23 protein-coding genes and 2 pseudogenes are annotated in these 26,492 nt (G+C 68.6%); 12 read left to right on the top strand and 13 right to left on the bottom strand.

Features of this window, described 5'->3' with window-relative positions:
* Positions 1-48 precede the first annotated feature (48 nt).
* The gene (locus BJ964_RS33125; RefSeq protein ID WP_188124331.1) at positions 49-555 is read left to right on the top strand and encodes a hypothetical protein; all 507 of its coding nucleotides are present in this window, start codon (positions 49-51) and stop codon (positions 553-555) included.
* A 12-nt stretch (positions 556-567) separates the two neighbouring features.
* Here BJ964_RS33125 and BJ964_RS33120 read toward each other — a convergent pair whose 3' ends face one another.
* The 3 genes from BJ964_RS33120 to BJ964_RS33110 all read right to left on the bottom strand — a co-directional run bounded on the left by BJ964_RS33120 (position 568) and on the right by BJ964_RS33110 (position 2,271).
* Entirely contained in the window at positions 568-807 is a 240-nt protein-coding gene (locus BJ964_RS33120; RefSeq protein ID WP_188124330.1) for a hypothetical protein, read from the bottom strand.
* Between the two features lie 128 nt (positions 808-935).
* On the bottom strand, positions 936-1,685 hold the full coding sequence (locus BJ964_RS33115) for a DinB family protein (RefSeq protein WP_188124329.1): 750 nt from the start codon (positions 1,683-1,685) through the stop codon (positions 936-938).
* A 208-nt stretch (positions 1,686-1,893) separates the two neighbouring features.
* The gene (locus BJ964_RS33110; RefSeq protein ID WP_188124328.1) at positions 1,894-2,271 is read right to left on the bottom strand and encodes a hypothetical protein; all 378 of its coding nucleotides are present in this window, start codon (positions 2,269-2,271) and stop codon (positions 1,894-1,896) included.
* A 149-nt stretch (positions 2,272-2,420) separates the two neighbouring features.
* Here BJ964_RS33110 and BJ964_RS33105 point away from each other — a divergent pair, with 149 nt between their 5' ends.
* Positions 2,421-3,227, top strand: a complete 807-nt coding sequence (locus BJ964_RS33105; protein WP_188124327.1) for a phosphotransferase family protein — start codon at positions 2,421-2,423, stop codon at positions 3,225-3,227.
* A gap of 1,166 nt (positions 3,228-4,393) precedes the next feature.
* Here the strand turns inward: BJ964_RS33105 and BJ964_RS48445 are convergent.
* Positions 4,394-5,047 (bottom strand): annotated as a pseudogene (locus BJ964_RS48445) (TnsA-like heteromeric transposase endonuclease subunit); the annotation flags it as partial.
* A 350-nt stretch (positions 5,048-5,397) separates the two neighbouring features.
* Between BJ964_RS48445 and BJ964_RS33095 the strand changes: the two are divergent.
* Entirely contained in the window at positions 5,398-5,964 is a 567-nt protein-coding gene (locus BJ964_RS33095) for a DinB family protein (RefSeq protein WP_203832966.1), read from the top strand.
* 380 nt (positions 5,965-6,344) lie between these two features.
* Positions 6,345-6,995, top strand: a complete 651-nt coding sequence (locus BJ964_RS33090; RefSeq protein ID WP_188124326.1) for a hypothetical protein — start codon at positions 6,345-6,347, stop codon at positions 6,993-6,995.
* A gap of 145 nt (positions 6,996-7,140) precedes the next feature.
* On the opposite strand, the gene ltrA is transcribed toward BJ964_RS33090, so the two are convergent.
* The gene (ltrA, locus tag BJ964_RS33085; protein ID WP_229807486.1) at positions 7,141-8,460 is read right to left on the bottom strand and encodes a group II intron reverse transcriptase/maturase; all 1,320 of its coding nucleotides are present in this window, start codon (positions 8,458-8,460) and stop codon (positions 7,141-7,143) included.
* A gap of 1,105 nt (positions 8,461-9,565) precedes the next feature.
* Positions 9,566-10,852 carry a hypothetical protein gene (locus BJ964_RS33080; RefSeq protein WP_229807484.1) on the bottom strand — a complete coding sequence of 429 codons (1,287 nt, stop codon included), beginning with the start codon at positions 10,850-10,852 and terminating at the stop codon, positions 9,566-9,568.
* A gap of 196 nt (positions 10,853-11,048) precedes the next feature.
* On the opposite strand from BJ964_RS33080, the gene BJ964_RS33075 reads away from it, so the two are divergent.
* Both BJ964_RS33075 and BJ964_RS33070 read left to right on the top strand, forming a co-directional pair.
* Positions 11,049-11,726 (top strand): phytanoyl-CoA dioxygenase family protein, encoded by a 678-nt coding sequence (locus BJ964_RS33075; protein WP_188124325.1) that lies wholly within the window; start codon positions 11,049-11,051, stop codon positions 11,724-11,726.
* A 26-nt stretch (positions 11,727-11,752) separates the two neighbouring features.
* A complete protein-coding gene (locus BJ964_RS33070) occupies positions 11,753-12,262 on the top strand; it encodes a hypothetical protein (RefSeq protein WP_188124324.1) in 510 nt (169 codons plus the stop codon).
* A gap of 66 nt (positions 12,263-12,328) precedes the next feature.
* Here the strand turns inward: BJ964_RS33070 and BJ964_RS33065 are convergent, their stop codons facing one another.
* Positions 12,329-13,588, bottom strand: coding sequence for an MFS transporter (locus BJ964_RS33065; protein WP_188124323.1), 1,260 nt, complete (start codon positions 13,586-13,588; stop codon positions 12,329-12,331).
* Positions 13,589-13,763: 175 nt separating this feature from the next.
* On the opposite strand from BJ964_RS33065, the gene BJ964_RS33060 reads away from it, so the two are divergent.
* On the top strand, positions 13,764-14,528 hold the full coding sequence (locus BJ964_RS33060; protein WP_188124322.1) for a class I SAM-dependent DNA methyltransferase: 765 nt from the start codon (positions 13,764-13,766) through the stop codon (positions 14,526-14,528).
* 230 nt (positions 14,529-14,758) lie between these two features.
* Here BJ964_RS33060 and BJ964_RS33055 read toward each other — a convergent pair.
* The 4 genes and pseudogenes from BJ964_RS33055 to BJ964_RS33040 form a co-directional block, all read right to left on the bottom strand.
* A pseudogene (locus BJ964_RS33055) lies at positions 14,759-15,479 on the bottom strand (IS6 family transposase).
* Positions 15,480-15,482: 3 nt separating this feature from the next.
* Complete coding sequence (locus tag BJ964_RS33050) at positions 15,483-16,256, bottom strand: hypothetical protein (RefSeq protein WP_188124321.1); 774 nt, start codon at positions 16,254-16,256, stop codon at positions 15,483-15,485.
* A gap of 31 nt (positions 16,257-16,287) precedes the next feature.
* Complete coding sequence (locus tag BJ964_RS33045) at positions 16,288-16,638, bottom strand: hypothetical protein (RefSeq protein WP_188124320.1); 351 nt, start codon at positions 16,636-16,638, stop codon at positions 16,288-16,290.
* 206 nt (positions 16,639-16,844) lie between these two features.
* A complete protein-coding gene (locus tag BJ964_RS33040; RefSeq protein WP_188124319.1) occupies positions 16,845-17,807 on the bottom strand; it encodes a helix-turn-helix transcriptional regulator in 963 nt (320 codons plus the stop codon).
* A 56-nt stretch (positions 17,808-17,863) separates the two neighbouring features.
* Here BJ964_RS33040 and BJ964_RS33035 point away from each other — a divergent pair, with 56 nt between their 5' ends.
* On the top strand, positions 17,864-18,604 hold the full coding sequence (locus tag BJ964_RS33035) for an alpha/beta fold hydrolase (RefSeq protein WP_188124318.1): 741 nt from the start codon (positions 17,864-17,866) through the stop codon (positions 18,602-18,604).
* A 209-nt stretch (positions 18,605-18,813) separates the two neighbouring features.
* Here the strand turns inward: BJ964_RS33035 and BJ964_RS33030 are convergent, their stop codons facing one another.
* Entirely contained in the window at positions 18,814-21,249 is a 2,436-nt protein-coding gene (locus BJ964_RS33030) for a glycoside hydrolase family 32 protein (protein ID WP_188124317.1), read from the bottom strand.
* Between the two features lie 34 nt (positions 21,250-21,283).
* Entirely contained in the window at positions 21,284-22,345 is a 1,062-nt protein-coding gene (locus tag BJ964_RS33025; RefSeq protein WP_229807477.1) for a LacI family DNA-binding transcriptional regulator, read from the bottom strand.
* A 324-nt stretch (positions 22,346-22,669) separates the two neighbouring features.
* Here BJ964_RS33025 and BJ964_RS33020 point away from each other — a divergent pair, with 324 nt between their 5' ends.
* From BJ964_RS33020 to BJ964_RS33005, 4 genes are read left to right on the top strand one after another with little or no spacing between them, the layout of a single operon-like run.
* Positions 22,670-23,746, top strand: coding sequence for a substrate-binding domain-containing protein (locus BJ964_RS33020; protein WP_188124316.1), 1,077 nt, complete (start codon positions 22,670-22,672; stop codon positions 23,744-23,746).
* Positions 23,747-23,748: 2 nt separating this feature from the next.
* Positions 23,749-24,777 carry an ABC transporter permease gene (locus BJ964_RS33015; protein WP_203832969.1) on the top strand — a complete coding sequence of 343 codons (1,029 nt, stop codon included), beginning with the start codon at positions 23,749-23,751 and terminating at the stop codon, positions 24,775-24,777.
* Positions 24,774-25,577 (top strand): ATP-binding cassette domain-containing protein, encoded by an 804-nt coding sequence (locus BJ964_RS33010; protein ID WP_188124315.1) that lies wholly within the window; start codon positions 24,774-24,776, stop codon positions 25,575-25,577. Before BJ964_RS33015 ends, BJ964_RS33010 begins: the two co-directional genes overlap by 4 nt.
* A complete protein-coding gene (locus BJ964_RS33005) occupies positions 25,574-26,479 on the top strand; it encodes a carbohydrate kinase family protein (RefSeq protein WP_188124314.1) in 906 nt (301 codons plus the stop codon). Before BJ964_RS33010 ends, BJ964_RS33005 begins: the two co-directional genes overlap by 4 nt.
* The last annotated feature ends 13 nt before the right edge of the window (positions 26,480-26,492 follow it).

Below are 26,492 nucleotides of genomic sequence, written 5' to 3'. Positions count from 1 at the left end.
GTCCGCCGCGACGCGTTCGTCTTCGCCGTCACCTGGAAACCTGACGAGGTGACGCTCTGCCCGAACCATCGCATCTGGCTCGGGCTCCCCGGGCGCAGCCACCGCGGCAGGCAGTACGACGTCCACGACCTGCCCGACATCCTTCATGCCCAACGACGTCACTACCGGTTGGCCCGCCACTACGGCCGCCAGACAACGGCCGACGCATTCGCCGACGCGGCCCACATCACCGCCCTCTGGGCACGCCACGGCCTGCACGATGATCGACGGAAACCGTTGATCCGCGCGTTTCTCGGCCACAACCCGCTGACCGGCAGGCTGCCCTCGGGTGACCCGATCACACCGGTCGTTACCTACCCCGAGACCGTCGATCTCGCCCGCGTGCTGGCCATGCCCAGGTGGCGCCATCCCGCCGGCCGAGCGACCAAACACGACCTCCGCCAGTTCCGGCGCGACATCAGCGACCATCTCAGAATCCACTACCGCCCGCAGGGCAACTCCCGCGACCCGCTCTTACGCTGGTTCCAGAAACGCCACGCACCCCGCAGCCCATGACCGCCCGGGCGATCATGGGCTGCGCTTCCGCGGCGTCGGCTCGCCAAGGGAGGGAGGCGATCCCGGGCAGCAGGGCCACGCCAGATCAATCAGCGAGATCCTGGCGCTGGTGACCGCCGCGAGGAAACCGGCGGCGGCGATGAAGACCGGCTGCACCGTCTTGTTGGTGATCGACCAGGCCATCACCACGCGGGACATGTGCTCGTCGTCCGTGGCGTTCACCCGGTAGGTCGCGAAGGTGGGACTGAACATGCCCGCGAAGAAGACCAGTGTAGGTTCTCACTGAAGATGTCAATTTCTCACGAGCATGTCGCCGGACATTTCGGTTGCGACATCTTCGTGAGAATTGATGGTCTAGCAGCAGTCCACCTCGTGGAACATCACGCATACGCCTGTTCCAGGATAGCCAGGTCGCGGTTGGCGAATTGCACGTGCGCCCACTGGTCATTGACGATGACTTGCAGGCACTTAAGCGCCGTGCGTTCGGCGGGTGGAGGGCAGCCGATCGCGGTGTTGGGCCTCCGCACTCGGTCAAGCTCCTCCTGCGTGACCTGCGCCAGATACGCGCGCAGATCGGCGATCCGCTCGTCGCGCACGGCGAGGATTTCGCCGAGGGTGGGCGCGGCCGACTCGTCGATGCCGAACTCGGCGCCGTTGGTGGTGAACGATGCGGGCACGCCGATCGGATGGAACGGGTTCGGGCGAAGGGCTGCCGCGTGGCCATACCAGGCGTCCACGACGAAGATCGTGTGGCGCAGGGTTTGGGCGAGTGACCATTCGTCGTTCACTGATCTGTAGACGGCTTCCTCCGGCAGCGCGCTCGCGCGTCGGACCGTCGCGTGCCACAGCTCCTCGATGGCGTCCACCGCGTCGCGCGCCGTCTCGGGTGTGGTCGGCCGCAGTCGCAGCCGTTCGGGGTGCAGGCGATCCAGCTCGGCTTCGACCAACGGCTTGACCTCCACGCCATTAATCCGTAGCCCGTCGATCGCTCCGTCGATGTCGGCGTTGAACAGCAGCACGCCACGCATCCGGGCTTCGCTGAGATCAACCTCGCGGAAGGTGGCGCTGGCCATTGACAGGTCGATGAACTCCGCGCCCGTGTAGTCGGACTGCTGCACGAATCTCGTCATCGGCGCATTGTAGGAGCCCGGTACGACAAGACCACCAAATCAAGATCCAGCGTCACACGCGGCCAGCGTGCCACAACCGCGCCTTCTCCCGCCTCACCAAATCGAGCCCTGGACTCGCCAATCAAACAAGATGCGTCGGCGCAGAGGATGCCATTCCCGACGGTTGCCTCAATATCAGCAAGACGCGGCAACTGGCCGCCTGTCCCACCTATCTGAGGCACCGCAGCTCAGCAAGCTGCTCACGCCTCATGATCAACGATACGGGACAGTTGTCCAGGTGATCGGTGGCATCACGGCGAAGATTCGCGATGCGATCGACGATCCGTCGGGACGTCAGTGTCGGAGCGAGCCGCTGTGCCTTGCGCCCTGCTTCGAGCGCGAGTTCTGGCGCTCCGGCCAGGAAGTATGCACTGGCCAGGCCCACCAGGTTGAGCGCGGAACTTCGCACATTGTCTGGCTCGAACGAGGTAATCGCCTCGTCTACCCAATGGACGGTCTCGGAGCCGTGGCGGCGATCGGAACGAGCGAAGTCGCGATACACCCGCCCGTATTGGGCCAGCAACTCACCGATGTCGAGGGTTCCCATCCAGTCCGGCTCTGCTCCCGGGTTCACTGCGCCGAAGGCATCGCTGGCCGTACAACTGACCACCCGCCACACTGATTGAGTGCTCCGGACCGCCGCCGTGCCATGGGCGCGGTGGTCCGGATGCCTCCCGTCGCCCGAGGAACAGAGTCTTGTCGCCCACACGAATCGCCTACCAGCAACTACCGGCCGCTATTCGCCACCGCATCAGCGAGATCGTCGGCTTGGTCACCGACGCCGACTCAGCGATCGAGGGACTCAACAGCTCTGTCGCCGCCCGTCTACACACCGCCGGCGGCCACTCCTTCGTCAAGGCGCTACCGGTGGACCATCGCTGGGCTTGGACCCAACAACGAGAGGCTGAAATCGCGCCGCACGTCGATGCGGTGGGGGCCGGCCTGATCGCGCGGATCGTCGACGACGGCTGGGACGTCCTGCTCTTCGACGCGCTCGATGGGCACCAGGCCGACTACTCCCCCGGTTCGAATGACCTCGTACCCGTCGCTCGGCTCATCGCCCGCATCGGAGAACTGCCATGCCCCCACACGCCGCTCCGGTTGGCCGAGCAGCGACTCGCCGCCTACACCAGCGCAGACATGCTCCACCATTTCGCCGGTGACAGCCTGCTGCACACCGACCTGAACCCGGCCAACGTCATCGTCGACAACGGCCAGGCGCGCATCGTCGACTGGGGCTGGGCCACCCGCGGTGCCGCCTGGCTCGACGCGGCCTACTGGGTGAGCTGGTTGATCGCCGCCGGCCACACCCCGGAGCAAGCCGAATGGTGGGCGGCCCAGGTACCGGCCTGGCAGACCGTAACAACAGCGGGTGTAACAGCGTTCGCCGAGGCCAACGCGCGATTGTGGGCGGAGATCGGCGCAGGCAGCACCGATGCCTGGACGACCAGGATTCTGGCTGCCTCCGCAGCTTGGAGGCAGTACCGGCAGGTAGGCGTGTAGACGGCGATTCCGGCCGGCCGGTTGATGATGCTCCCGGCTCGGTGAGGGCTTCCCCCTGTCCCTTGCCGAGCCGGGTCTCAAGCTCAGCCGTCATAGCTGCGGCGCAGGGCTGCGGCCGCGTGACCGGATCGGAAGCGACGGGCTCTCCCAGGATCGCCGCAGGACCGGTCCGGCTGGTTTGTTCGCGGAGTTCGGGGACGATGACCGGCCGGGCCGCCGCATGCTGCAGCCGTTCGTCGAGCGTCAGCAGGTGCCGGTGCGGAAGCACCGACCGCGACATCCGTAACGCGTCGGGCCAGCCGGGACGCATCGGCTCCGGCGTGACCGTCCGCGCCAGCAGCAGCGAGGCGTCCACCGACTTGGTGGTCGGACGCAGCACCGCCGCGGTCACCGTCCTGGTCGCGACATCGATCAGGCCCGTCAGCTCGACGCGTCCGACGACACCGTCGTCCAGCATGACCGCGATGTCCAACGGCGTGGAGTCAATCTGCATCAGCTCACCAGTCCGCACCGGGGAGAAAACCCCGAACGGGCCGTCCGGTTTGGCCGCCTCCGCCCGCCGGGTCCGCGCCGACCCGGTGACGTGCCGGCCCGCGGTGACCCGGTCGAACAGCCGGTAGAACGCCGCCCTCGACGGCATCGTCACCTCGCCGGGCCCGTGCGCGGCGGTGAGTTGCTGCTCGACCTTCCATCGGAAGAACTCCACCGTCCGTGACGCCGAGTCCGTCGAAGCGTCGATCACCCGCCGTAGCTCCTCGGCGACGCGGGGATCCGTGCGGCCGTGCGGCGGCCTGACGCGGCTCGACCGGCCGTCCACCAACCCCGCCAGCCCGCGGGTCTCGTAACGCTGCCGTTTGCGGCGCACCGTGAAAGCGCTGACGCTGTCCCCGTCATGGCTCAACTCGGCGGCCTTGGCCGCTTCCCGGTCGGCCATCGAGTGACTCTGCGGAGCGTATTCCGGCCGAGGTGCCGCCCCGCCCGGGTCACGGCCCGTGATCACCTCCAGGACGACGTGTCGCTCCCACCAGCGAGCCCGTTCCGCTGCCGGCGCCGCGACGTCCGCCAACAGCCCCGACGCCAACCCCCTGCCGACCTGGTGAAGTGCCGGTTCGAAGACGCCGCGCGAGCAGACCAAGCTGAGATCCGGGGTGATCACCGAGCCGTGCTCATCCGCGAGCAGCACCGTCGTGCCGGCAAACCCGACCACCGTGCGGACCACCGATTCCAGACACACCCGGTCTCCGACCCGTAACACCCCGGGCCGGGCGCGGCTCATCGAACCTGACCGCCGTGACCAGAACGCTGGCCGGCCCCAACGACCCCGACTGCAGGTCCGTGACCAGCATCCGCAACCACATCAGGTGAAAGAGCACCGGCAGCACCCCCAGCCTCTGACCCACGGCCTCCGCCCCGTCGAACAAGCCGCGCGGTTGCGAGAACACCTCCAGCAACTGGGCCGCGACCGCCGATCGGTAACACCGGGGATGGCGATAGCCCGCCAACCAACGCACGTTCGCCGCGAACACCGGATCCAGGACACCGGCCCGCCGGAACCTCCAGCCCACCTGCGCGCACGCTCGTTCGGTCGCCGCAAACGCCTCGGCGTCCTCGACCTCGATCCGGTCATCGGCGCGGACATCGACCACCACACCCGTGCCGTCGATCAACCGGACGAAGAAGTCCGGGGCATGCCGCCGACGGCACCCGTCATGCCAGCGCAGCCAGAACGGCTGGGACGAATACCCGACCACCTCAGGGTCGAAGTCCAGCAGCATCGCGTGGTCACGCTCCAACCAGGACTCATACCCCACATGCCGCCCTGAGGTAGCCGACTACCGCAACCCGGGAAAATGAGCCTGGCCTCGCAGCGAGGGGAACGAGCGCACCGGCGGCACGTCCTCGAATCGCACGCCCCAACACGTCGACAGATCTGCCCGCCGGAGCACCCCGCCGGGCTCCAGGAACTCGACGTCGAACCCCTTATCCGCAACGGAAACAGGCGCCGCAGTCACCATACTGAAAACAACGCCGCAGACCCGAACGATCCTGCCGGAGCCAGGGTAATCAACCCATAGAGAGCCAGCCGTCACCCGCCGGCGACACTCGGCCGGCACCTTCAACAACCGGGGGACCGGCTGCCCGGGTGGAACCCGATCTCTAATGTCTAAGCGTGGACATCGACTGGAACGCCGAACTGCTCGACCAGCTCGAGTGGCACTGGGACAACCAGCTCCGGCCCCGGCTGGACGGCCTGACCGACGACGAGTACTTCTGGCAGCCGGCCCGCGACTGCTGGACCTTGACTCGCCGCGCTGAGAGCACAGCGCCGATGCCGCTCGGCGCCGGCGACTTCACGATGGACTACGCCCCACCGCCGTACGATCGTGAACCCGTCACCACGATCGCCTGGCGGCTGGCACATCTCATTGCCGTGCTCGGGCCTCCGGACGCGTTCCACTTCGACCAACCCTGGACCGGTCACGGTCAACATGTCATCGACTACGCGGGAACCGCCGAAACGGCATTGCGTCAACTCGACGAAGGTCACGATGCCTGGGTCCGGGACGTACGCAACCTCGGCACGGCAGGTCTCATCCAGCCTCAGGGCAAGCTCTCCCCACCTCAGTACGCGGACGTCCCGATGGCCAGGCTCGTCATGCACATCCACCGCGAAGTCATCCACCACGGCGCGGAAATCTGCCTGCTACGCGACCTCTACCTGCGCAAGGACGGCTGAGAACACAAGCTCCAGACGACGACAGCCCGAGAGCAACTTGAGCGAGAGGAAACCGCAGATCGAACCAACTCGAGCGAGACAACACCAACTCAAGCAGGACGGGACACCCAGGATCGGCGCAAAACCGGTCCTGTCCTTTGCCAACGAAGTGTGTCCGCGTGCCAGCGAACTTGTCCTGGCAAGGGTTTTGCCAGTCATGTTTGTCTGCCGGCTGCCGTCCGCTAACGTCGCGATGTAGCGCCACCAGGTGCCCGTTCAGATCCCCCGTTGACCGAGGACGACTGCCGCTACCTGCACGTCCAGCCTCCGCGCGACCCAGCGGGCCGGCTGCATTCATCGACGGGTGCCACGGCCGGGCGGGCTTGCGCTAGCTTTGGGCAATGTCGCAAGATCCCAGACTCCAACGAGCAGCTGAGCTTTACCACGCCGCCACCTTCAACGGCGATCCTGAAGCGGTACGGGCCGCGACCGGGCAGTTAGACAGCCTCGAAGCCGACCTGGCGTTGGCGCGGGGTCGGGTTCTGCACGCGGCGTTCCTCCGTGACCGCCGGGAGGACCCGCGCGAGTTGGTCGCCTTCGAGCGGGCCGCCGAGCTGTACGCCGCGCTCGGCGACGACCACGCGCTGGCCGAGGCGGAGTTCTGGCTGGGTTGTTTCCACCAGGTTGTGCGCGAGGACGGGGATGCGGCGCACCCGCACCTGCAGCGCTCTGCGACCCTGGCCCGGGCGACCGACAATCGGCTGACACTGTCCTACGCGGTGCGGCACTTGGGCTTCGCGGCGGGCATGGCCGGGGATCACGCCACGGCGCGCCTCCTGCTGGAGGAGTCGGTAGCGCTCCGCCGGGAGCTCGATTTCCCGGCGGGGGTAGCGGCCGGGCTGGTGGCGCTGGCGGACCTGGCCTATCGGGACGGTCGTTCAGACGAAGCCGAGCGACTGCTCGACGAAGCGACGGCAGTCGCGACGGAGTGTGGGGCCATCGGGGTGCTCGGCTGGGCGGACAACACCCGCGAGGAACATATCCGGCCATAAGGATCGTGCTTCGAGCGTACGGGCGCCTGACTAGTTGAGTCGGCCTGGAGCGCGGTGCCGCGTTGCCGCTGGTCCGTTTCTCCAGGCCGCTCGCCGAACCCGCCGTGCGCGTCTCCGCGCAACGGGCTCTCCACGGTTGCTGTCGTCAGGCGTTGTCGGGTGTGGGCCAAGGGTTGGGGATCGTGCGTTGCCGGTAGCGGGTCACCGGGGTGGCCGCGATCGGCTGGTGCGCGGTCCCGTCCGCGGTGATGGGCAGCCACCTGCCGGTCGGCGTGGTGAACTGCTTGCGGACGGCCTTCCAGTTCCAGCGGTGTCGGTGCATGAGCATCGTGATCAGCCGTTGCCAGGCGAACCGGTCCAGGGTGTGGAAGGTGTGCTTGGCGACGGCGTGCCGGAAGTAGTTGGCCCAGCCGTGCGTGACCTGGTTGAGCCTGGTCAGCACGGATCTCAGGTCCTGTTGTGATGTCCTGCGGGTCAGTGCTCGGATCTTCGCCTTCAGCGACCGGATCGGCCGGGCGGCGATGAACGTATACACATGCCAGCGGTTCGAGCCTCGCTTGCGCTGCCACTGGATGTGAAAGCCGAGGAAGTCGAACCCGTCGCTCAGGTGCACGATCCGCGTCTTGGCCGGCGACAGGCGCAGACCCATCGGAGCGAGCACTGCGGCGACGTCCTCGCGCAACGCGGCCGTGTGGTCCTGGGTTCCGTGGACCAGGACCACGAAGTCGTCGGCGTAACGGACCAGCCGCCACGTCGGTAACCCCCGGCTGCGCCGGTAGTTACGGCGTCCGCTGGTCGACATTGTCCCGCCCGGCTTCCACGGCGCCGTCAAATGCTCGTCGAGCACGGACAAAGCGATGTTGGCCAGCAGCGGAGACAGGATGCCGCCCTGCGGCGTGCCGGTGTGGGTGTTCCGCCGGTCACCGAGTTCGGTGAGGATCCCGGCTTTGAGGAACGCCTTCACCAGCGTCAGCACGCGTTTGTCTTTCACCCTGGCTCGGACGCGGTCCATCAACGCGGTGTGGTCGATGGAGTCGAAGCACGCTTCGATGTCCGCGTCGAGCACCCACCGGTACCCGTTGGTGCCGAATTGGTGGATGTCGGCGATCGCGTCCTGGGCTCGCCGCTTGGGCCGGAACCCGTAGGAGACCGGCTCGAAACCGGCCTCGAAGATCGGTTCCAGCACCAGCTTCAACGCCGCCTGCACGACCCGGTCCGCCACGGTCGGAATACCGAGCTTGCGGACCTTGCCCGACCCGCCAGGCTTCGGGATCTTGCGTTCCCGAACCGGCAGCGGCCGGAAGGTGCCCGCCTTCAACTGGGCACGCAGGTCGGTCAGGAACCCGGGGACGCCCACGTACTGCTCGACGTGGTCGACGGTCAGGCCGTCGACGCCGGGAGTGCGGGCTCCCCGGTTACCAGCGACCCGGTGGAACGCCATGATCAGCGTCGCCGGGTCGTGCACGAGGTTGAACAGGTCATCAAACCGGCGGCCGGTATCGGCCGCCGCCCAACGATGAAGTTTGGCCTGTATCTCCGCTACCCGATCAACCGGACTCACGTCCGGTCGGGCGTCGCCGTTCGGCGGCGCGTCTTGCGGCATTACAGCATCCATCCCTTCGCGTAACCGCTGCCGCCCTTCCCCATGCGCCGGGCTTTCCCCAGCTCGGAGTACTACGGCGGCTCCGCCCCACCCGACCCGTTCGACGGTCGGTGCGCCTATCCCGGACCGGCCCGCTGGACGCGGACGGCTCGGGAATCGCGGCCGGGTGGTTCCCATGTTCACTGCTGCTCGTTCGTCGAAGGAGGAGCCCGACTTTGCCCCTGACGGCCCTCGCGATGGGTACGCCGCAGACCTTCCCCACCGCCTCCCGGACCAGCAATCCAATCCAGCCCGGAAGCTCCCCAGCCCGCATGACGCGCTCGGAGAACCACCGTCATCCGGCCCTGATCCACCAGGTTTTGAGCCGGTAACCCATTAAGGGACGTAATATCGCCGGTTCCTCGCGTACTCCTCTTCGTCTCGCTCGCCGGACCCGCACCATCTGGCAGTGCTGGCACGCCCCGGCTTTGTCAGGGCCGCTTCCACCCGATCCGGCACCACCCGGACCAGGCTGCCCTCAGCTACGCCCACCTGCTGCGACAGGAAGACGGTGGCGGCCTTTCACCTCCACTCGAACAACAGCGCCTCACGGCGCACCGGATCAGAAGGTTAGGGGTTCAAGTCCCTTCGGGCGCACAAACGATCAAGGCCGTGACCTGCGGAAACAAGGGATACGGCCTTCTTCTTTCCCATTTCTGGGCCCAATCCTCCCATCTGGCGGGAGTGTGGTGATCGGATGGTGATCGCGTGTCGAAAAGCTGTTCCATCCATAGTGGATCTGGGTGCTGAGCTGGACCTTTGAGTGGTGTAGACAAGTTGCCACCGCCTCCCTCCATGACTACAGTGAGTAACTGTGGGTGAGGGTGAATGCCGCCGACACGGGACAAGATCTACGGATATGGTCAGCCGCGTACCCCGCTACATGTTGCGGCCCGCGATGGTGCCGCCACCCTGCTGACTCCCTGACTTAGGCGGCCGCCAGAACCTCAGCGAGTGTCCGTCCCGCCGCCGATCGGCGCGCATCCTCGGGCACGCTGCCGTACAACTCCAGGGCCCGCTGTTGCACCAGACCGCCACGGAAACGGCCCGGCGCCTGCCCGTACGCCTCCACCGCCGCCTCACACGCACCGGTCGGATCGCCGTCCCGCCCTACGCACATCGCCCCATCCAGCAGCAACAGCGTCCGAGTCATGCCCGACCTGCTGGCCAGCTCAATCCCCGCCTGCTGACTCTCCCTTGCCGCCGCAGTGTCGCCCAGGGACGTGAGCGCCTGAGACCGGTGCACATGGTGCTTCTGCTCGCAGTAGCCCACCCATGTATCCGCTGACTCCCCGCGCGGTAGCCGGCCAGCGACCCGGTCGGCAGCCTGCAACGCCTCTACCGCCTGGTCACGCTGCCCGGAGAGCGCGTACGCCCGCGCCGCCACCGACGCGGCGAGCACAGCCGCAGCGGTGTCCGCACTCCCGGCCTCCCGCAGGGCCTCCTCCGCGAGCTTCGCCGCAGTGCGCGGCGCCCCATAGTTCAGCGGCACCATCGCACGCCGGGCCTGCACCCACGCCACCGTCTGCCGGTCCGTCGACCGGCGGGCGGTCTTCACCGCCGTCACGAACCACTGGTCGGCGAGTTCGTGACGGCCCATGTCGTGCAACACGATCGCCGCCATCCCGCCCAGCTGTGCCATGGCACGGGCCAAATCCTTGCCAACTGCCCGACTGTGCCGCAACTTCAACAGCGGCGCGGCCGCCGTCAGTTCCCCGGCCAACAGGCCAAGCATCTCCTCCGGCGCTCTCCCGCCGTACCCAGCGCTGTACCGCTCGGCAGCCGCCTCAACACCGGTCACGTCCTGCACACCGGCGTAGGCGAGCGCGGCCTCGGTCTCGTCACGTGCGGCCGTGATCCCGGCTAGCGGCACCACCAGGCCCGCGGTGAGCAGGTCTCGACGATTCACGGCGCTCAGCTCCCTCCCGGAGTTGGTCGGCGGAGTGATTTCCCAGTGTCGCGCAGCCAAGCCGACCATCCAACCCGGGATCTGCAAACCGTCCACGATCCGCTCGACCGTCTCGATCTTCGGATTTGAGTAGCTGCTCTTCGCACCGTCACTGATTCGCTCGGATTTGAGCCCGGTCACCTCCTCCAGCCCGATCCAGCTGATCCCGTGCCGGTGCGCGGCGGCGAAAACGGGCCCGAACTCTCGGCGCCGCAACGCATCCACGATCTCCGGAGCGGTCAGCAGATCCGCGGGCAAAGGTCGCACTGTCGCACGTTCCACATCGCCCCTCCGAGCCGGTGGGTGCCGAGTGGGCGCATCGTAAACCCGCTGGTAGATCGACATCCACCCCCTCATGGGGGCCCCGTCACGGGGGTTCCGATCCCGCCCGCCGTCCACCGAAAGTGGAATCCATCGATAGGTGATCGGCGCGGGGTCGTCTCCCCGCAGCAGGGGAGAGGTGATGACCGTGCTCACCAACACGGAAGGGCTCGGTTCGGTCGGCTACCTGACGGGGATCCGCTGGGCCGACACCGGCGAGGCCACCCGGATCGCCCAACAGGTCGCCGGACACGGTGACGTCGTCAGACAGCCCTGGCTGATCCTGCCGGAGATCGCCGCCCTGGTCCGCCGGCCCGCCATCGTCAACGCGGTGGCCGACGTCATTGGCGCCGACATCGCCCTCGAAGGTGGCTTCCTGCTGACCAAGTGGCCCGGCGCCGACTTTCGGGTGCCCTGGCATCAGGACGGCGCCGGCGACCGCATGGAACTGGACCCGGACCGTGCGGTGACCGTGTGGGTGGCCCTCACCGAGGCAACCGCCGGCAACGGGGCGCTCCGCCTCATCCCCGGCTCGCACCGGCGCGGTTACCTGCCGACCCGCCGTGAGGACCCGCACGGCGGCCAGCACGGCCGAGCCCTCACCACCGACGTGCCGCCAGGCAGCCCGGACCCGATCGTAGTTCCGGTACCCGCCGGCCAGGCCCTGCTGATGGACGTGCGGCTGCTGCATTCCAGCCCGCCCAACACCTCCGGCCAGCCCCGCATCGGGCTGAACCTGCGGTACGTCGCCCCCGGCGCGGTGACCCGCCGCGACGGCCAAGAACCCCAGCTGTACCCGATCGCCGGGCCCAGCTGGTAGTCCGCCCCAACGAGCAAGGAGGAACCATGGTTCAGAGCGTGCTCGAAGCGATCCTGTCCGGCCCCACCCCCCGGACCCGCACCCAGGTGCTCACGGGTGAGAGCAGCGACCCGGCCCGCCGCGGTGACAAGAAGGTCGTGGCGTTCAGCGACTGCCGTTACCGGTGCGCGGACTTCGCCACCCTGGTGAGGTGCGTCGACGCCATCAAGGACTCCGACGACAAGCTCCGCGCCCGGCCCGACGACCTCATGCTGTGGGACTGGGACGACACGCACGTCCAATTCGACAACCCGGACGACCCCCGCTCGGGCGGCGGCATCGTATTCCTCGGCGTCGCCTGGTACGACATGGAGTTCTTCACCGAACGCGGCGGCGCCGGCTTCTCCCGCATGCACCGCAAGGTCTACGAGCTGATCGGCATCCCGGAGGATGCCATCACCATCCAGCACTTCCTGTGCGCCGACGTGGCCCGGTTCACCGCCACCGAGGACGTCCCGGACTCGCCCGCCGCGCTGGCGGCTGGCGCGACGATCTGAGCATCCCGGCCGACAGGATCCGCCCGTCCCGCACCCCCTGTGCGTGATGGGCGGACCCGTCTCACGTCAGGACGCGCGTCCCCCGACCGGCTCGGCGGCGAGCTCCGGCACCGCCGCCCACCGCCGTCCCACGACGGCAGCCGCCACAGCAGCCCCCAGCAGCAGCACACCGGCCCCAGCGAACGCGGTGGCCGGCGCCGCATCGACCGCCATCGGGAAGGTCAACATGCCGACGGTGCCCGCGGTCCGGATCACCGTCTGGTCGACGGTGATCAGCCGAAGCCGCTCCGGTCCGCCGAACTCCGACAGCCGGGTTCGCAGCGTGACAGCGGCCGCCGGGGTGGCCAGGCCGGCGATGAACCCGACCGCCAGCACGACCGGCATCGACGGTGCGATCCCGTACCCGAACAGCGTCAGCCCGGCGACCGCCCACGCCCCGCAGTACACCGTCAGCCAGTGGCCCAGCCGCAGGTTCCCGACCAGCAAGTTCCCGACCAGCGCCCCCGCGCCGACCGCCGCCAGGGCGAGCCCGTACCCGGCGGCGCCTTGGCCGAGCTGCACCGCCAGCAGGGCGGGCAGACCGACCGCGGACACGGCAGCCACGAAGAACCCAACACCGTGCAGACCGATCCCAAGGGTCACATCCGGGTGGCGGCGCAGCACCGGCCACGCGGCGGCCGCCGGCGCGTCAACCGGCGGAGGGGTGTCAGCCGGCGAGGTCGCGGCGGCTACCCGAGCAGTACGGCGGACATGGACGTGCAGCCACCACATCGCCACGGCCGACACCGCGAAGGTGGCCCCGTCCAGCGCGAACAGCTGCACCTCGGACACGGCCAGCAGGATCAATCCGACCGCGCCGGGCCCGGCGATCGCCGCAATCCGTGTCGTCAGGTCCAACAGCCCGATTACCTGCCGAACCTTGCCCGGCTCGACCAGGTCCGGCACCAGGGCCCCCAGATTCGGCCCGAACAGCGCCCCCAGCGTGCCGAGCACGAACACGAGCGCCAGCAGCACCGCCAGGCCGCCACCGCCCGGCGACCACAGCACCGGCAGCACGCACGCCGCCACCGCCCGGCCGGCATCCAGCCAGCCGAGCGCCCGGTACGTCGAGAACCGGGCGACCAGGTCCCGGCCGAACGTGCCGATCAGGATGTACGGGATCGACTCGACCACCGCGGCGACACCCATCCACTTCGCCGACTGCGTCGACTCGTACACCACCCACATGACCGCGAGCCCGTACAGCCGGTCGCCGAGCACACTCAGCGCCGCCGACGACCACAACACCAGCACCGGACGTTTCCGCAGCAGCTGCAGGTAACCCACGCGCGCCATACCTCACAAGATCGGTGGAGCCGGGACCGGGCAAAGCGGTCCCCGGCCACGGGCGAGTCCGTAGGCGGGGGCCACCGCGGCAACCTAGCGACTCCCGACCGGCCGCAGGGGCCCGACACACCACCGGTGGAACCTCTCACCCGTCCGCGTACGTGAAAGGTGATCAATGGAAAATCCCGGGCCCTTCGACCAGCAGGCTGACCACTGGAGGCGGTGGGCAGCGTTCTACGACGCCGACTCCGCTGGCCACCTCGACCCCAGCCCCGCCGTCGACGCGCTGTGCGACCTCGCCGGCGACGGCCCGGCCCTCGAACTCGGCATCGGCTCCGGCCGACTCGCCCTTCCGCTGGCCGCCCGCGGTATCCCGGTCTGCGGCATCGACGCCTCCCCGGAGATGATCGACATCCTGCACCAGCGGCGCGCTGGCCTGCCGGTCGACGCCCGGATCGCGGACATGGCCGATTTCCGGGCACCCGCCCCGTTCCCGTTCCCCCTGGTCTACGTCGCCGCGTCCACGTTCTACCTGCTCGGCACCGCCGACCGGCAGATATCGTGCCTACGCGCGATCGCGGGGGTCCTGGCGGCCGGCGGCCGATTCGTCATCGAGGCGGCTCTGCCGCACACCGTCATCGGCGATGGCAGGCAGATCATCGTCCGGCACGTCGACGACGGGCACGCCCACCTGACCATCCAGGCCCATGACCCGACCACCCAGCTGGTCGTCTCTCAGGAGATCACGTTCAAAGCGGACGGCACCTGCCGCATGTTGCCGTCCGTGATGCGTTACGTCACGCTGCCCGAACTCGACTTGATGGCCAGCATTGCCGGAATGCGGCTACTCGACCGGTACGGTGGCTGGGACTGGCGGCCGTTGACCACTGTCAGCAGCCGCCACGTATCCATCTACGAACACAACCTGAGCGCGGTATGACCCACGGCCCAGCCGGTGCCGTCGATTGGCTGCCCGTTCACGTGAACGGGCAGCCTCGGCGTGGAGACGGCCCATCGTAACGGAGTGCCGAGGTCAACAGCCCTTACAGCACGTACGGGTGGGGGATGGAGATTCGTCGAGTGGCTCTGGCGGCGAGCAGAGGTTGTCTCTTGAGGGCTCTGTTGCGTTGTTCGATTGGGAGACGTGTTCGGCTCAGCAGGGTGGCGTGGTCAGATCGCGGTGGCGAGTTCGGTGAACACGGCGGCCAGGCGTAGCCGGGGTGAGGTTTCGGTGGCGATCTCGTAGTGTCCGCGGCGCAGGTTCTGCACGAAGGCATGTCCGGCGATCACGGTCTGGGCGGTCCGGTCGGTCCGTAAGCCGCGCATCGGCCGGAGCCGGTGTTTGAGCTGGCTGTGATCGGCTTCGACCGGGTTGTTCGCATACTGCTCGACGTGATGCCACGCTGCTGGGACCAGGTCGGCGAGCACGGCCGGGTAGACGGCGGCGGCGTCGGTCACCACCTCGACCGGCACCACCTTCAACGCCTTCAGGGCGCGAGTGAAGAACCGGCGAGCCGCGGCAGCGTCCCGGCGGGCTGACACCAGCACGTCGATGACCTGGCCATGCTGGTCGACAGCCCGGTACACGTACCGCCAGACACCGTTGGCCTTGACATATGTTTCATCCACGAAGCAGCGGTCGCCCGGAGCGCGGCGGGTGAACCGGGCCGCGTCAGCCAGCAACGGCGTGAACCGCTGCACCCATCGATACACCGTGACGTGATCGACCTCGACACCGCGCTCGGCGAGCAGTTCCTCGACGTCGCGGTAGGACAGGTTGTAGCGCAGGTACCAGCGCACCGCCACCACGATCACCTCCGGCGGAAACCCGGAATCCGGAGAACGCCGACGACGGCGCAGACCACGAACGCGACCGGGCTGACGACCTCACCGATCAACTGTGCCTGAATGCTTGGCGAGGCCCCACCACGGACACCCGATCGCTCAACGCAACAGAGCCGACCAGGTTGCTGCCCTCGTACGCATCGGCCTTGGACAGATCGAACCAGGCGATCCCGCCCCAACGATCGTCGTCCATCGAGCCGGACAGCAGGATGCGAGCCTGCTCCAAACACGTTCGGAAGCCGTGGTGGTCGCCCGTGCAGGCATGCATCTCGGAGGCGACCGCGTTCGTCCAGGCACGCATCCGCATCGAGGCGCCGCACTCGGCGGTGTCCACGGCCGCGAGCGCGTAGTCCAGCCCGCCGGCGGGATCACCGCCGTAGCAGGTGCGGAAGGCCCGCCCGGCCAGGATCAGCGCGGCCAGCTCCTGACTATCGATCTCCTTCGCGATCTGGTAGCCGAGATCCATGTAAGCGTCGGCCTGGCCCGGGTCGCCGAGGTCAAGCGACAGCAGGGCGCTGGCGAGCGCGGCCATCTCGGCCATGTGCGCTAACAGCGAATCCCGGAGATGAGCCGGTTGGTCCTTCGGCCGCAGCGAGATGACCAGTTGGACCTGGTCATGGGCGACATGGGCGAGGCTGGAAGCCGGAAACGACTTGTAGGAACGACGGTAGCTGGCGCCGATCGATCGCAACTCCCGCACCGTGGCGCGGTCCACGATGCCGCCGGACGGCCGGCTGACCTGGGCCCGAGCGTCGGGCGACAGACCGGCGATGGCGGCAGTCAGACCGGCCAGCGAGCCGAGGGTGAAGGAGCGCCGAAGCATAGTCTCTGAGCTTTCCGCATCCGAGGACGGCTCAGAGGACAGCGGGTGTGTCGCACGAGGCACCGGCACGGATGGACAGGCGGGTGCTGCCACCGGCGCCGTCTTGTATCGCACATCGAAGGCCTTGGCTGTTGCCGTACGCGGCATTGCCCTTGGTCTCGGCGATGTAGGCGCTGAGTTTGCGCCGGCAGGTGCTGGCGTTCTCGCACCAGGTGTCGTAGTCGTCGGCGAGGACGCCGACGTCGGTTTGCTGCGGGCTAACCGCGGGCGCAACGGGGGTGAACGCCGTCGTCAGAGCTCCTGACGGCGTCCGCTGCATCGCCGTGAGCCCCGCCGCGGTGCATACCCATTGAGATGTCCGGGTTTTGACTGCCAGTTCCACGCACGGTGCCAGCGCGGCGGCGGCTCCGTCAGTCTTGGGTGTATTCGCCGGCCTTCGCATCGAACCAACTTCAATGACAGCGGACAGCCGGCCCCACCGTTCACGCACGGTGACGGGTGCCTGAGACAGGCCACGCCTTGTCTGCGGCCAAGAGCGGATGTTTCACACTGCCCGGTTTACCAGCGTCGGCGGGCCGCTGTGGCGGCCTACTCGCCTGCGTCTGCGTGGGTGAGTAGGCGGGCGGCCAGGGCGCGCACCTCGGCTTTGAGTTCGGCGGGCCGTTCGATGGTGAAGGGCCAGCCGAGCCCGGCCAGCATCTGGGCGGCGCCGTCGAGGTGTTCGACTCGGGTGGTCAGCCGCACCCCGTTGGCGACCTCGGTGAGTGTGCCGACCGAGGGAGGGATCCGCCGCCGTGCCTGGGCGAGGTTGGTGTGCAGCAGGACCGAGACGTTGTGGGCGTAGGGCACCGAGGCCAGGCCGGCAAGGACGTGTCCGGTGGGATCGAACCCGGCCGGCACCTCGAATGCCCCGTCGGTGGCGCGGATGGCGCCGATGCGGTCGAGTCGGAAGGTCCGCGCGGATCCGCTGGGGTGGTCGCGACCCGTGACGTACCAGCGGCCGTTGTGGAAGACCAGCCCGTACGGGTCGAGGCCGCGCTCGCTGGAGTGGCCATGCCAGGTGGTGTATGTCAGCTGTACCGGGTGTCGGTGGCGGGCCGCCTCGGCGAGCACCAGCAGCACCTCGATGCCGGGTGGGGCTTGTTGCCGGACCGGTCCGGTGACGTCCATGGTGGCCAGTAGGGCGTCGATGCGCCGGGCAAGGGCGGCTGGCAGTACCCGGCGCAGCTTGGCGGTGGCGCTCTCGGTGGCCGTGTGGTCGGCTGTGACGAGTCCCGCGCGGCGTCCGGCGGCAAGGCCGAGGACGATGGCGACCGCCTCCTCGTCGGTGAGCATGAGCGGCGGCAACTTGTATCCGGGCGCGAGCCGGTACCCGCCGTAGCGGCCACGGCGTGCATCGACCGGGATGCCCAGGTCGAGGAGGTGGGTCGCGTAGCGGCGGACGGTGCGCTCGTCGACGCCGATCCGGCGGGCCAGGTCGGCGACGCTGAATGCGCCGCCCGACTGGAGGATCTCCAGCAGGGCCAGTACCCGCGCTGTCGGCCTGGCCAAAGAAGTCCTCCTAATCCGGGCGGAAACTGCCCGGTATTGACCGTAGCGTGCCGCGCATGACGACATTCGTACTGGTCCCCGGGTTCTGGCTCGGCGCCTGGGCCTGGCATGCGACGGCCGCTGAACTACGCCGGCACGGCCACGACGTGTACCCGATCAGCCTGACCGGCCTCGGGGAGCGCGCTCATCTGGCCCGTCCCGACACCGACCTCGATGTCCACGTCACCGACGTGGTCAACCTCCTGCGCTACGAGGACCTTCACGACGTGGTCCTCGTCGGGCACAGCTACGCCGGTAGCGTCGTCACCGCGGCCGCCGACCGCGTCACCGACCGCGTCGCCCAGCTGGTCTATGTCGACACCGGCCCGCTGCCCGACGGGGTGGCCCAGGTCGAGTTCACCCCGCCGGACGAGCGCGAGCGCAACGCGGCATTGGTGGCCGACCACGGTGACGGATGGCGGCTGCCGCCGCCGCCCTGGGCCGACGTGGCCGCCGGCGTACCCGACGTGGATGACTCGATCGTCACGCTGCTGCACGAGCGGTCGATCGACCAGCCGTGGGCGACCGCCACAGCCCCGGTCCGGCTGACCGGGGCGTGGGAGAAGCTGCCCAGACTCGGCGTGCTGTCGAGCTTCACCGCCGCGCAGGCGCAGGGGATGGCCGCGGCAATGCCGCTGTACCGCCACATGGCCGGCGACGGGTGGCGCTACGAGGAACTACCGACCTGGCATTGGCCGATGCTCAGCCGACCGAACGAGCTGGCCGCAATCCTGCACCAGGCGCGGCCGACGGCGTAACCGCCGCGGCCGGGTGACCACACACCAGCTGGCATGACACTGCGCAGCGTTCGGATCGCGGCCAGGACGCCGACCCACGGGTGGGCACCGACTGCGCGAGCGCCAGCGTCCAGGCGGGCAACGTGCGGATCGCGGAGTTCCAGGCGTCCACCCGCCGGCCGCGACCGGGCAGGCGGGTGGCTCGGCCCGCCTGCCCGGGCTCCTGCCGGCTAGGACACCGCCACGTTCTGAATCACACCGGAACCTTCGAAGACGTTGACGCCGAACCGGCCACTCGGGTAAGCGGTGTCGGTCGTGTCGATCACCGGGGTGGCGCCGCCGTCCAGGTAGACCCGCAGGCTCGATCCGGTCGCCACCACCCGCAGGTGGTAGGTGCGACCGGCCCGGATGGTCGTGCGGTGCTCGGCGATCACCCGGCCCGGTCGCCACAGTTTGACGACGCCGCCGGTATCGATGTTGGCGGTGTAGTGCTCAGTGGCGTCGGTATTGGCCCGGAAGGTGAGGGCGGCGGCGACACCGGTCTCGACGCGTAGGTCGCCGGAGTAGCTGAAGTCCGTGCCGACCTGGTCGCTGAGCAGGAACGCGTCGCCGCTCGCCTGGCCGCGGACGCCGGCGCCGGGCACGGTCCAGCCACCGCCGACCGGATACCACCGGCTGTTCACCGTGGTGACGAACCCGGTCGCGCCGGAGTAGAGGTTCTGGATCGTCGCGGCGCCGGCGAAGACGTTCGCGCCGAATCGTCCCGTGGCGTAGGCGGTGTCGGTGGCGTCGATGACCGGTACCGGCCCGTGGTCCAGGTAGACCCGGATGCGGCCGCCGTTGGTCGTCACCTTGAGGTGGTAGGTGCGTTGGCGCTCGATCGGTGTCGGATACACCGCGATGTCGCGGCCCGGCCGCCACAGCTTCACCAGCCCGCTCGCGTCGATGTTGGCCGTGTAGTGGGCGGCGCCGTCCGCGCTGGCCCGGAACGTGAGACCCGCCGCGGTGGCGGTGTCCAGCCGTACGTCACCTTCATAGCTGGCGTCGCCCGCGGTCTGCGGGCCGAGGTAGAAACCGTCTCCACCGGCTGACCCGCGCTTGCCGCCGGCGGTGTCGGTCCAGGTGCCGCCGGCCGCCCGCCATGGACCGGCCAGATTGCTGTCGAGGGTGGACTCGCCGACGCCCCAGGTGGAGTTGATCTGGTGCAGCCGCAGTGTGGTGAGGCGTACCGAGCCGTTCTCGGCGAACAGCCGGATGCCTTGGCTGGTCGGCGTGGAGTCGAACGCGACATTGTCGGTCCAGGAGAACGTGCCGTCGTTGCCGAAGATCTCCAGTTGTCCCCGGTCTACCAGCAGTCGAAGTTTGATGGAACCGTTCACCGTCGGCAGTGGTTTGCCGTCGAGAGTCTGGCTGGCGCGGTCGTAGCTGACCGCCCGGTCGTAGCTGCCGTCGGGGCGGGTGTGCAGGCGGAAGCCGAAGCGGGTCGCGGTCGCGGTGGAAACCTCGAACGTGGCTTCCAGTTCGTACGTGTCGGCGCTGACGCCGGCCAGCGGATCGGTCGCCGGGTCCGCGGTCACCGTTCGGGAAGTCCAGGTCCGTGTGCCGGTGCGCAGCGCGGACACCTCAGCGACCGGGAACCGGGTCACCCGGATGCCCGCCGGCAGGGTTCGCAGCCCGAGCTGGGCCGGGATGCTGGCGTTGCCGGTCCAGGTACCACCCTTGTTTCCCGGCTGCCAGGCCATCTGGACGACACGGTTGTCGGGCATGTCGGCGAAGACGAGACCCGCGTAGAAGGTGCCGTCGGCGCTGTTGCGGCCGTGGTCCATCACCTGCGGTCCGGTCCAGGTGGTGCTGAACGCGGTGCCGTCGAAGCCGCCGACCACGTATTCGCCGCTGGCGTCGGTGAGGACCCAACGCTTGTCGGCGGCGTTGCCGTCGAGCGGCAGCTGGAACAGGTCGGGGCATTCGAACAGCCAGTTCGCGGCGTACCGGCTGCGCAACGTCCAGTCGATCAGATTGGTGGAGGTGTAGATGTTGACGCCGTTGCCGCCGGCGTCGGACCAGACCACCATGACCCAGCGTTTGGTCGGCTCGTGCCAGAGTACTTTCGGGTCGCGGCTGGTGCCGGGCATGGTGACGAGCTTGCGGCCGTTGTCGAAGCTGGTGAAGGTCTTCGCCCCGTCGGTGCTGTACGCCATGCTGACCCCGTTGGTGCCGGTGAAGACCACGATGGGATCGTCGTCACCGGATTTGAGCCCGGTGACGTTGGCGGTGTCCACGACGCCGGCTCCGGACCACAGGTCGCCGGGGTGCACGCCGGGCTCCAGGGCGATCGGTTTCTGGGTCCAGTGCGTCAGGTCGGTGCTGGTGGCGTGGCCCCAGTGCATCGTGTCCCAGGCGAGCCCGTGCGGGTTGTGCTGGAAGAACAGGTGATAGGTGCCGCGGTAGTACAGCGGGGCGTTCACGTCGTTCATCCACCCGGAGCGGGCGCTGAAGTGGAACTGCCCGCGTTGCGGCTCGTGGTAGTCGGTGGCCGGGTACGGGAACTCGGGGTAGGTGCTGACCGTCCCGGCGGAGGCGGGTGCCGGCAGGCTGATCACTGCGGCAAGGATCAGGAACGCGGTGAGGACGGCACGTTTCAGGGCGGTCGGTGCTGCTGCGGACATGGGTCACCCTTCGCGGGTAGACGGACGGCGGCGGTCATGACTGCCTCGGGTACGGGCCGGTGATCTCACCGGAGCCGCGCGGGATCAGTCGGGTCGGCACGACATGGGTGGTGGGCTCCCACCGCTGTCCATCGAGGCGGCGGAAGATCAATTCGGCGGCGACCAGGCCCATCCGGAATGGGTCCTGGGCCACCACCGTGACGGCGGGTTGCAGGAGGTCGGCGAGGGGAAAGTCGTCGAATCCGACGAGCGCGATCCGTTCGTGCTGGTGGAGTTCGCGTAATGCTCGAATGGCGCCGATGGTCACCAGGTTCTGTGCGGTGAAGTAGGCCGTCGGCGGTCTGCGACCGGTGGTCAGGCGCAGTGCCGCCGCGCGGGCGGCGTCCTCGGTGTGCAGGTCGTGGACGATGTGGTCGGGTTGCGGGCGGATGCCGTGGTCGCTGAGCGCCTCCTTGTAGCCCTGAAGGCGCTCCGCGGCCGTGGCGATGGTGGACAGGTCACCCAGGTAGCCGATGTCGCGATGACCGTGTGCCACCAGGTGGTGCACGGCCGCCGCGGCGCCGGCGCGATTGTCGGCCAGGACGGCGTCGGCGAGCACTCCCACGGGCGGCCGGTCCACGAAGATCACCGGCGTGCCGGCGGCGATCTCGTGGGCGAGGTATGCCTGGTTGTCGCTGGCCGGCACCACGACAAGCGCGTCGGCCTGACGTGCGGTGAACGCCTGGACCAGGATCTTCTCTCGTGCGGGATCCTCGTCGACGCTACCGGCGAAGATCATGACGTCACGGCTGCGGGCAACGTCCTCCAGCGCCCGGTGCAGCGCGGAGGAGAACGGGTTCGCGACGTTCTCCAGCACCGCGCCGATCGCCGCCGTCCGGCCGGTCGACCGGCGCAGGGCGCTCGCCGTGAAGTTGGGCCGGTAATTGAGCTGAGCGACGGCCCGCTGCACAGCGTTGACCTTGGCGGGGCTCACGCCGGTTTCTCCGTTGACGACGCGCGACGCGGTCTTGGGGCTTACCCCCGCGAGCATCGCGACGTCGCGCAGCGTGGCTCGCGTTGTCACCGCGGCGGCGATCTCTTCGGCATGGTGCGGCACAAGTTCTCCTCGGCAACAGTCGGCGCCGGCCGCGGGGTGGCGCCGGGCCAGCAGAAGGCTATCGCCGCGGCGGAGGGCAACCCGTATCGGCTGTCCCCGTCGACCCCGCCCCCTCTCATTGATCGTCATAAATTCGCATCCGGATCGTGGACGCCATCCTGAGTCTGCGATGACCACGTTGTCAAGACGCATAGACCGTTTCCGCTTCGTTACATGACGCGATCGACTAGTGCCATTGACAGAACATGAATCGACATCCAACACTTCGTTGACATCGTTGTCGGAATCCGGCGGCAGACCGCCGGCGAGCACATAGGAGTGCACATGATCCTGCCCGGAGGACGGCGAGGCACCCTGCTGCTCGCCCTCGCGACGGCCACCTGCCTGATGAGTACCGCCTGCGGCGCGGACGAGGGCGCCGGTGGTGACGACAACGTCGCCGTCGCCCTGATCACGAAGAACTCCACCAACCCGTTCTTCGTGACCATGCAAGACGGGGCGCGTAAGGCCGCTGAGGCCGAAGGCGTGAAGCTCACCGTCGCCGCCGGCAAGGAGGACGGCGACGAGGCCGGCCAGGTCCAGGCCATCGAGGACGCGATCGCCCGCGGCGACGAGGGAATCCTGATCACCCCCAATGGTCCGGGCGTGAACCCGGCCATCAAGAAGGCGCGTGACGCGGGCCTTTACGTCATCGCCCTGGACACCCCGCCCGATCCCGCGAACACCGTCGACATCACCTTCGCCACCGACAACTTCAAGGCCGGCGAACTGATCGGCCAGTGGACCGCCAAGCAACTGGCCGGCAAGCCGGCCAGCATCGCCCTGCTCGACCTGTTCGCCGACAAGATCGTCTCGGTGGACTACAACCGGGACCAGGGCTTCCTGAAAGGCATGGGCATCGACACCAAAGACCCCAAGGTCAACGGTGACGAGGCGAAGACCGGCTCCTACGCCGCTGGCACCTACAGCATCGTCTGCAACGAGCCCACCAGCGGCGCCGAGGACGGCGGCCGTACGGCGATGGAACGCTGCCTCGCCAAGAACCCGGCGATCAACGTGGTCTACACGATCAACGAACCGGCCGCGGTAGGCGCGCGGAAAGCGATTCAGGCCGCCGGCACCAAAGACGTACTGGTCGTGTCGATCGACGGCGGCTGCGCCGGTGTGCAGCAGGTCAAGGACGGCCTGATCAACGCCACCAGCCAGCAGTACCCGGTCAAGATGGCCGAGCTCGGCGTTCAAGCGATCAAGAAGATCGCACGGGGCGGAGAGAAGCCGCAGACCACCGGCGGCCTCGACTTCTTCGACACCGGCGTCAGCCTGGTGACCGACCAGCCCGCGTCCGGCGTCGACAGCATCGACAGCGCCGCGGGCGCGAGCACGTGCTGGGGCAAGGCCTGACCGTGACCACCACCCCCGCGGCCGCCACCGCAGTCGAGCAGTTCGCGCCGCGTCGGCGCAGACCGCTGGAGCGGCTCCAGCACATCCTGCACGCGCACCCGTCGATCAGCCCGCTGTTGGTGCTGATTCTCGCCTTCGTCGTGTTCAGCGCCGTCACGCCGCGGTTCGCCTCACCCAACTCCCTGTCACTGGTGCTGCAACAGGTCGCGGTCGTCGGGGCGCTCGCCGTCGGGCAGACCCTGGTCATCCTCACCGCCGGCATCGACCTGTCGGTCGGCGCCGTCACCATCCTGGCGATGATGCTCGCCGCCAAGGTCGCCGAAGGCCAAAGCCTGCCGGGCATCCTCGCGGTCGCCCTGGGCATCGGTGTCGGCCTGCTGGCCGGGCTGATCAACGGTGCCCTCGTGACCCGTGTCGGCCTGCCACCTTTCATCGTCACCCTCGGCACACTGAGCGTCTTCGGAGCCATCGCACTGCTCTACACCAAGGGACAGAGCGTGCAGGCCGTGGACCTGCCCGACCTGCTCAACTGGACCGGTGAGACCTTCCCGGTCGGCGAATTCCGGATCAGCGTCGGGGTGGTGCTGGTGGCCGTCCTCTATCTGCTCGTCGGGTACGCGCTGGCGAACACCGCCTGGGGTCGGCATGTGTATGCCGTCGGCGACGACAAGGAGGCCGCCCGCCTCGCCGGCATCCGGGTCGATCGGGTGCTGCTGAGCGTCTACCTCACCGCCGGCGCCGTCTACGGCCTCGCCGCCTGGATCCTGATCGGCCGGGCCGGTGCCGCCAGCCCCAACGCGATCACCGACGCGAACCTGGAAAGCATCACCGCGGTGGTCATCGGCGGCACCAGCCTCTTCGGCGGTCGCGGCGTCCTGGTCGGAACCCTGCTCGGCGCCCTCATCGTCGGCTCCTTCCGCAGCGGCTTGTCCCTCGCCGGGGTCGACGACCAATACCGGGTGCTCGCCGTCGGGCTGCTCGTGCTGCTCGCCGTCGCCGTCGACCAGTGGATCCGGAAGGTGAAGTCGTGACGACCCCGGTGCTGTCCGCGCGTGGCCTGATCAAGACGTACGGCCGGGTGGTCGGCCTGGACGGCGTGGACATCGACCTCTACCCGGGCGAGGTGCTCGCCATCATCGGCGACAACGGTGCCGGCAAGTCGACGCTGATCAAATGCCTCACCGGCGCGCTCGCCCCCGACTCCGGCGAGATACTGCTCGACGGCCGGCCGGTGCACTTCCGCCGGCCGCAGGACGCCCGCGACGTCGGTATCGAAACCGTCTACCAGACGCTGGCCGTGGCGCCCGCCCTGGACATCGCCAGCAACCTGTTCCTGGCCCGGGAACGCCGCCGGCCCGGGCTGCTCGGCTCGGTATTCCGGATGATCGACAAGAAGGGTATGCGGCAGGAGGCCGAAAAGGCACTGACCGAACTCGGCATCGGCACACTGCAGAACATGTCGCAAGCGGTCGAAACCCTCTCCGGCGGGCAGCGGCAAGCCGTGGCGGTCGCGCGGGCCGCCGCCTTCGGCAGCAAAGTGATCGTGCTCGACGAGCCGACCGCGGCGCTCGGCGTACGCGAGTCCCAACAAGTACTCCGAATGATCGACCAGGTCCGTTCCCGAGGCCTGCCGGTGGTGCTGATCAGCCACAACATGCCACACGTCTTCGAGGTCGCCGACCGCATCCACATCCAGCGCCTCGGCCGGGCAGCCGGAGTGATCACCCCGCGATCGCACACCATGTCGGAGGCCGTGGCCATCATGACCGGTGCCACCACACTCGCCGAGACCGCCGCCGGGATCACCGGCGAAGCTGAGGAAACCTCATGATCCTCGTCGCGGGCGAGAGCCTCGTCGACCTCATCACGGACCCGGTGACCGGCCGGACGGTCGCCCACCCCGGCGGCAGCCCGGCGAACGTGGCCACGGCACTCGCCCGACTCGGGCAGCCGGTATCCCTGTTGACCCAGATCGGCACGGACAGCCACGGCCGGCTGCTGCTGGACCACCTGACGCGAAGCGGGGTCCGGCTCACCGCCGACTCCCTGCTCGACGACGCGTCGACCAGCGTGGCACGCACCGACGCCGACGGACACGCCAGCTACACCTTCAACCTGCGCTGGCGGTCCTTCCGCGGCACGGTGCCACCGGGCACCAAGTGCGCACACACCGGGTCGGTCGCCGCAGTGGTGTCGCCGGGCGCCCAGAGTGTGGCGGCGTTGCTGCGCGAGGCGCGCGGATCCGCCACGATCAGCTACGACCCCAACTGCCGGCCCTCGCTGATGGGCGATCCGGAGCGGGCCCGGCGAAAAGTGGAAGCCCTGATCGGCATGAGCGACATCGTCAAGATCAGCCTTGACGACCTCGCCTGGCTCTATCCGAACCAGCCGTATCGGCAAGTCGCGGAAGGGTGGCTGGAACGCGGCGTCCGGCTGGCCGCGGTGACGCTCGGCGCCGCCGGTGCCTGGGCCATCACCCACCTGTGTTCCATCACGGTGAACGCCGTACCCGTGGAGATCGCGGACACCGTCGGTGCCGGTGACGCCTTCACCGCGGGCCTGCTGTTCGCCTGCGCCGAAAGGAACCTGCTCGGCGCCGATCGACGTGACGCCCTCGCCGACATGGACGAGACCGCGCTGACCGCCACGCTGCGGTTCGCCGCCCACACCGCCGCGATCACCTGCGGCAGAAGGGGAGCCGACCCACCCTCGCTGGCGGAACTCCCGCGGTAAGACCGGTGCCGTC

Source organism: Actinoplanes lobatus (genome assembly GCF_014205215.1).
GTDB classification, from domain to species: domain Bacteria; phylum Actinomycetota; class Actinomycetes; order Mycobacteriales; family Micromonosporaceae; genus Actinoplanes; species Actinoplanes lobatus.
This window is presented reverse-complemented; position numbering and strand designations above follow the sequence as displayed.

What these genes read in the sequence shown, in the direction of transcription:
- BJ964_RS33120 (WP_188124330.1), bottom strand. Translation starts at nt 807, where the DNA reads ATGTTCAGTCCCACCTTCGCGACCTACCGGGTGAACGCCACGGACGAC.
- BJ964_RS33115 (WP_188124329.1), bottom strand. Translation starts at nt 1,685, where the DNA reads ATGACGAGATTCGTGCAGCAGTCCGACTACACGGGCGCGGAGTTCATC.
- BJ964_RS33110 (WP_188124328.1), bottom strand. Translation starts at nt 2,271, where the DNA reads ATGGGAACCCTCGACATCGGTGAGTTGCTGGCCCAATACGGGCGGGTG.
- BJ964_RS33090 (WP_188124326.1), top strand. Translation starts at nt 6,345, where the DNA reads ATGTCGCAAGATCCCAGACTCCAACGAGCAGCTGAGCTTTACCACGCC.
- BJ964_RS33075 (WP_188124325.1), top strand. Translation starts at nt 11,049, where the DNA reads ATGACCGTGCTCACCAACACGGAAGGGCTCGGTTCGGTCGGCTACCTG.
- BJ964_RS33070 (WP_188124324.1), top strand. Translation starts at nt 11,753, where the DNA reads ATGGTTCAGAGCGTGCTCGAAGCGATCCTGTCCGGCCCCACCCCCCGG.
- BJ964_RS33060 (WP_188124322.1), top strand. Translation starts at nt 13,764, where the DNA reads ATGGAAAATCCCGGGCCCTTCGACCAGCAGGCTGACCACTGGAGGCGG.
- BJ964_RS33050 (WP_188124321.1), bottom strand. Translation starts at nt 16,256, where the DNA reads ATGCTTCGGCGCTCCTTCACCCTCGGCTCGCTGGCCGGTCTGACTGCC.
- BJ964_RS33035 (WP_188124318.1), top strand. Translation starts at nt 17,864, where the DNA reads ATGACGACATTCGTACTGGTCCCCGGGTTCTGGCTCGGCGCCTGGGCC.
- BJ964_RS33030 (WP_188124317.1), bottom strand. Translation starts at nt 21,249, where the DNA reads ATGTCCGCAGCAGCACCGACCGCCCTGAAACGTGCCGTCCTCACCGCG.
- BJ964_RS33020 (WP_188124316.1), top strand. Translation starts at nt 22,670, where the DNA reads ATGATCCTGCCCGGAGGACGGCGAGGCACCCTGCTGCTCGCCCTCGCG.
- BJ964_RS33005 (WP_188124314.1), top strand. Translation starts at nt 25,574, where the DNA reads ATGATCCTCGTCGCGGGCGAGAGCCTCGTCGACCTCATCACGGACCCG.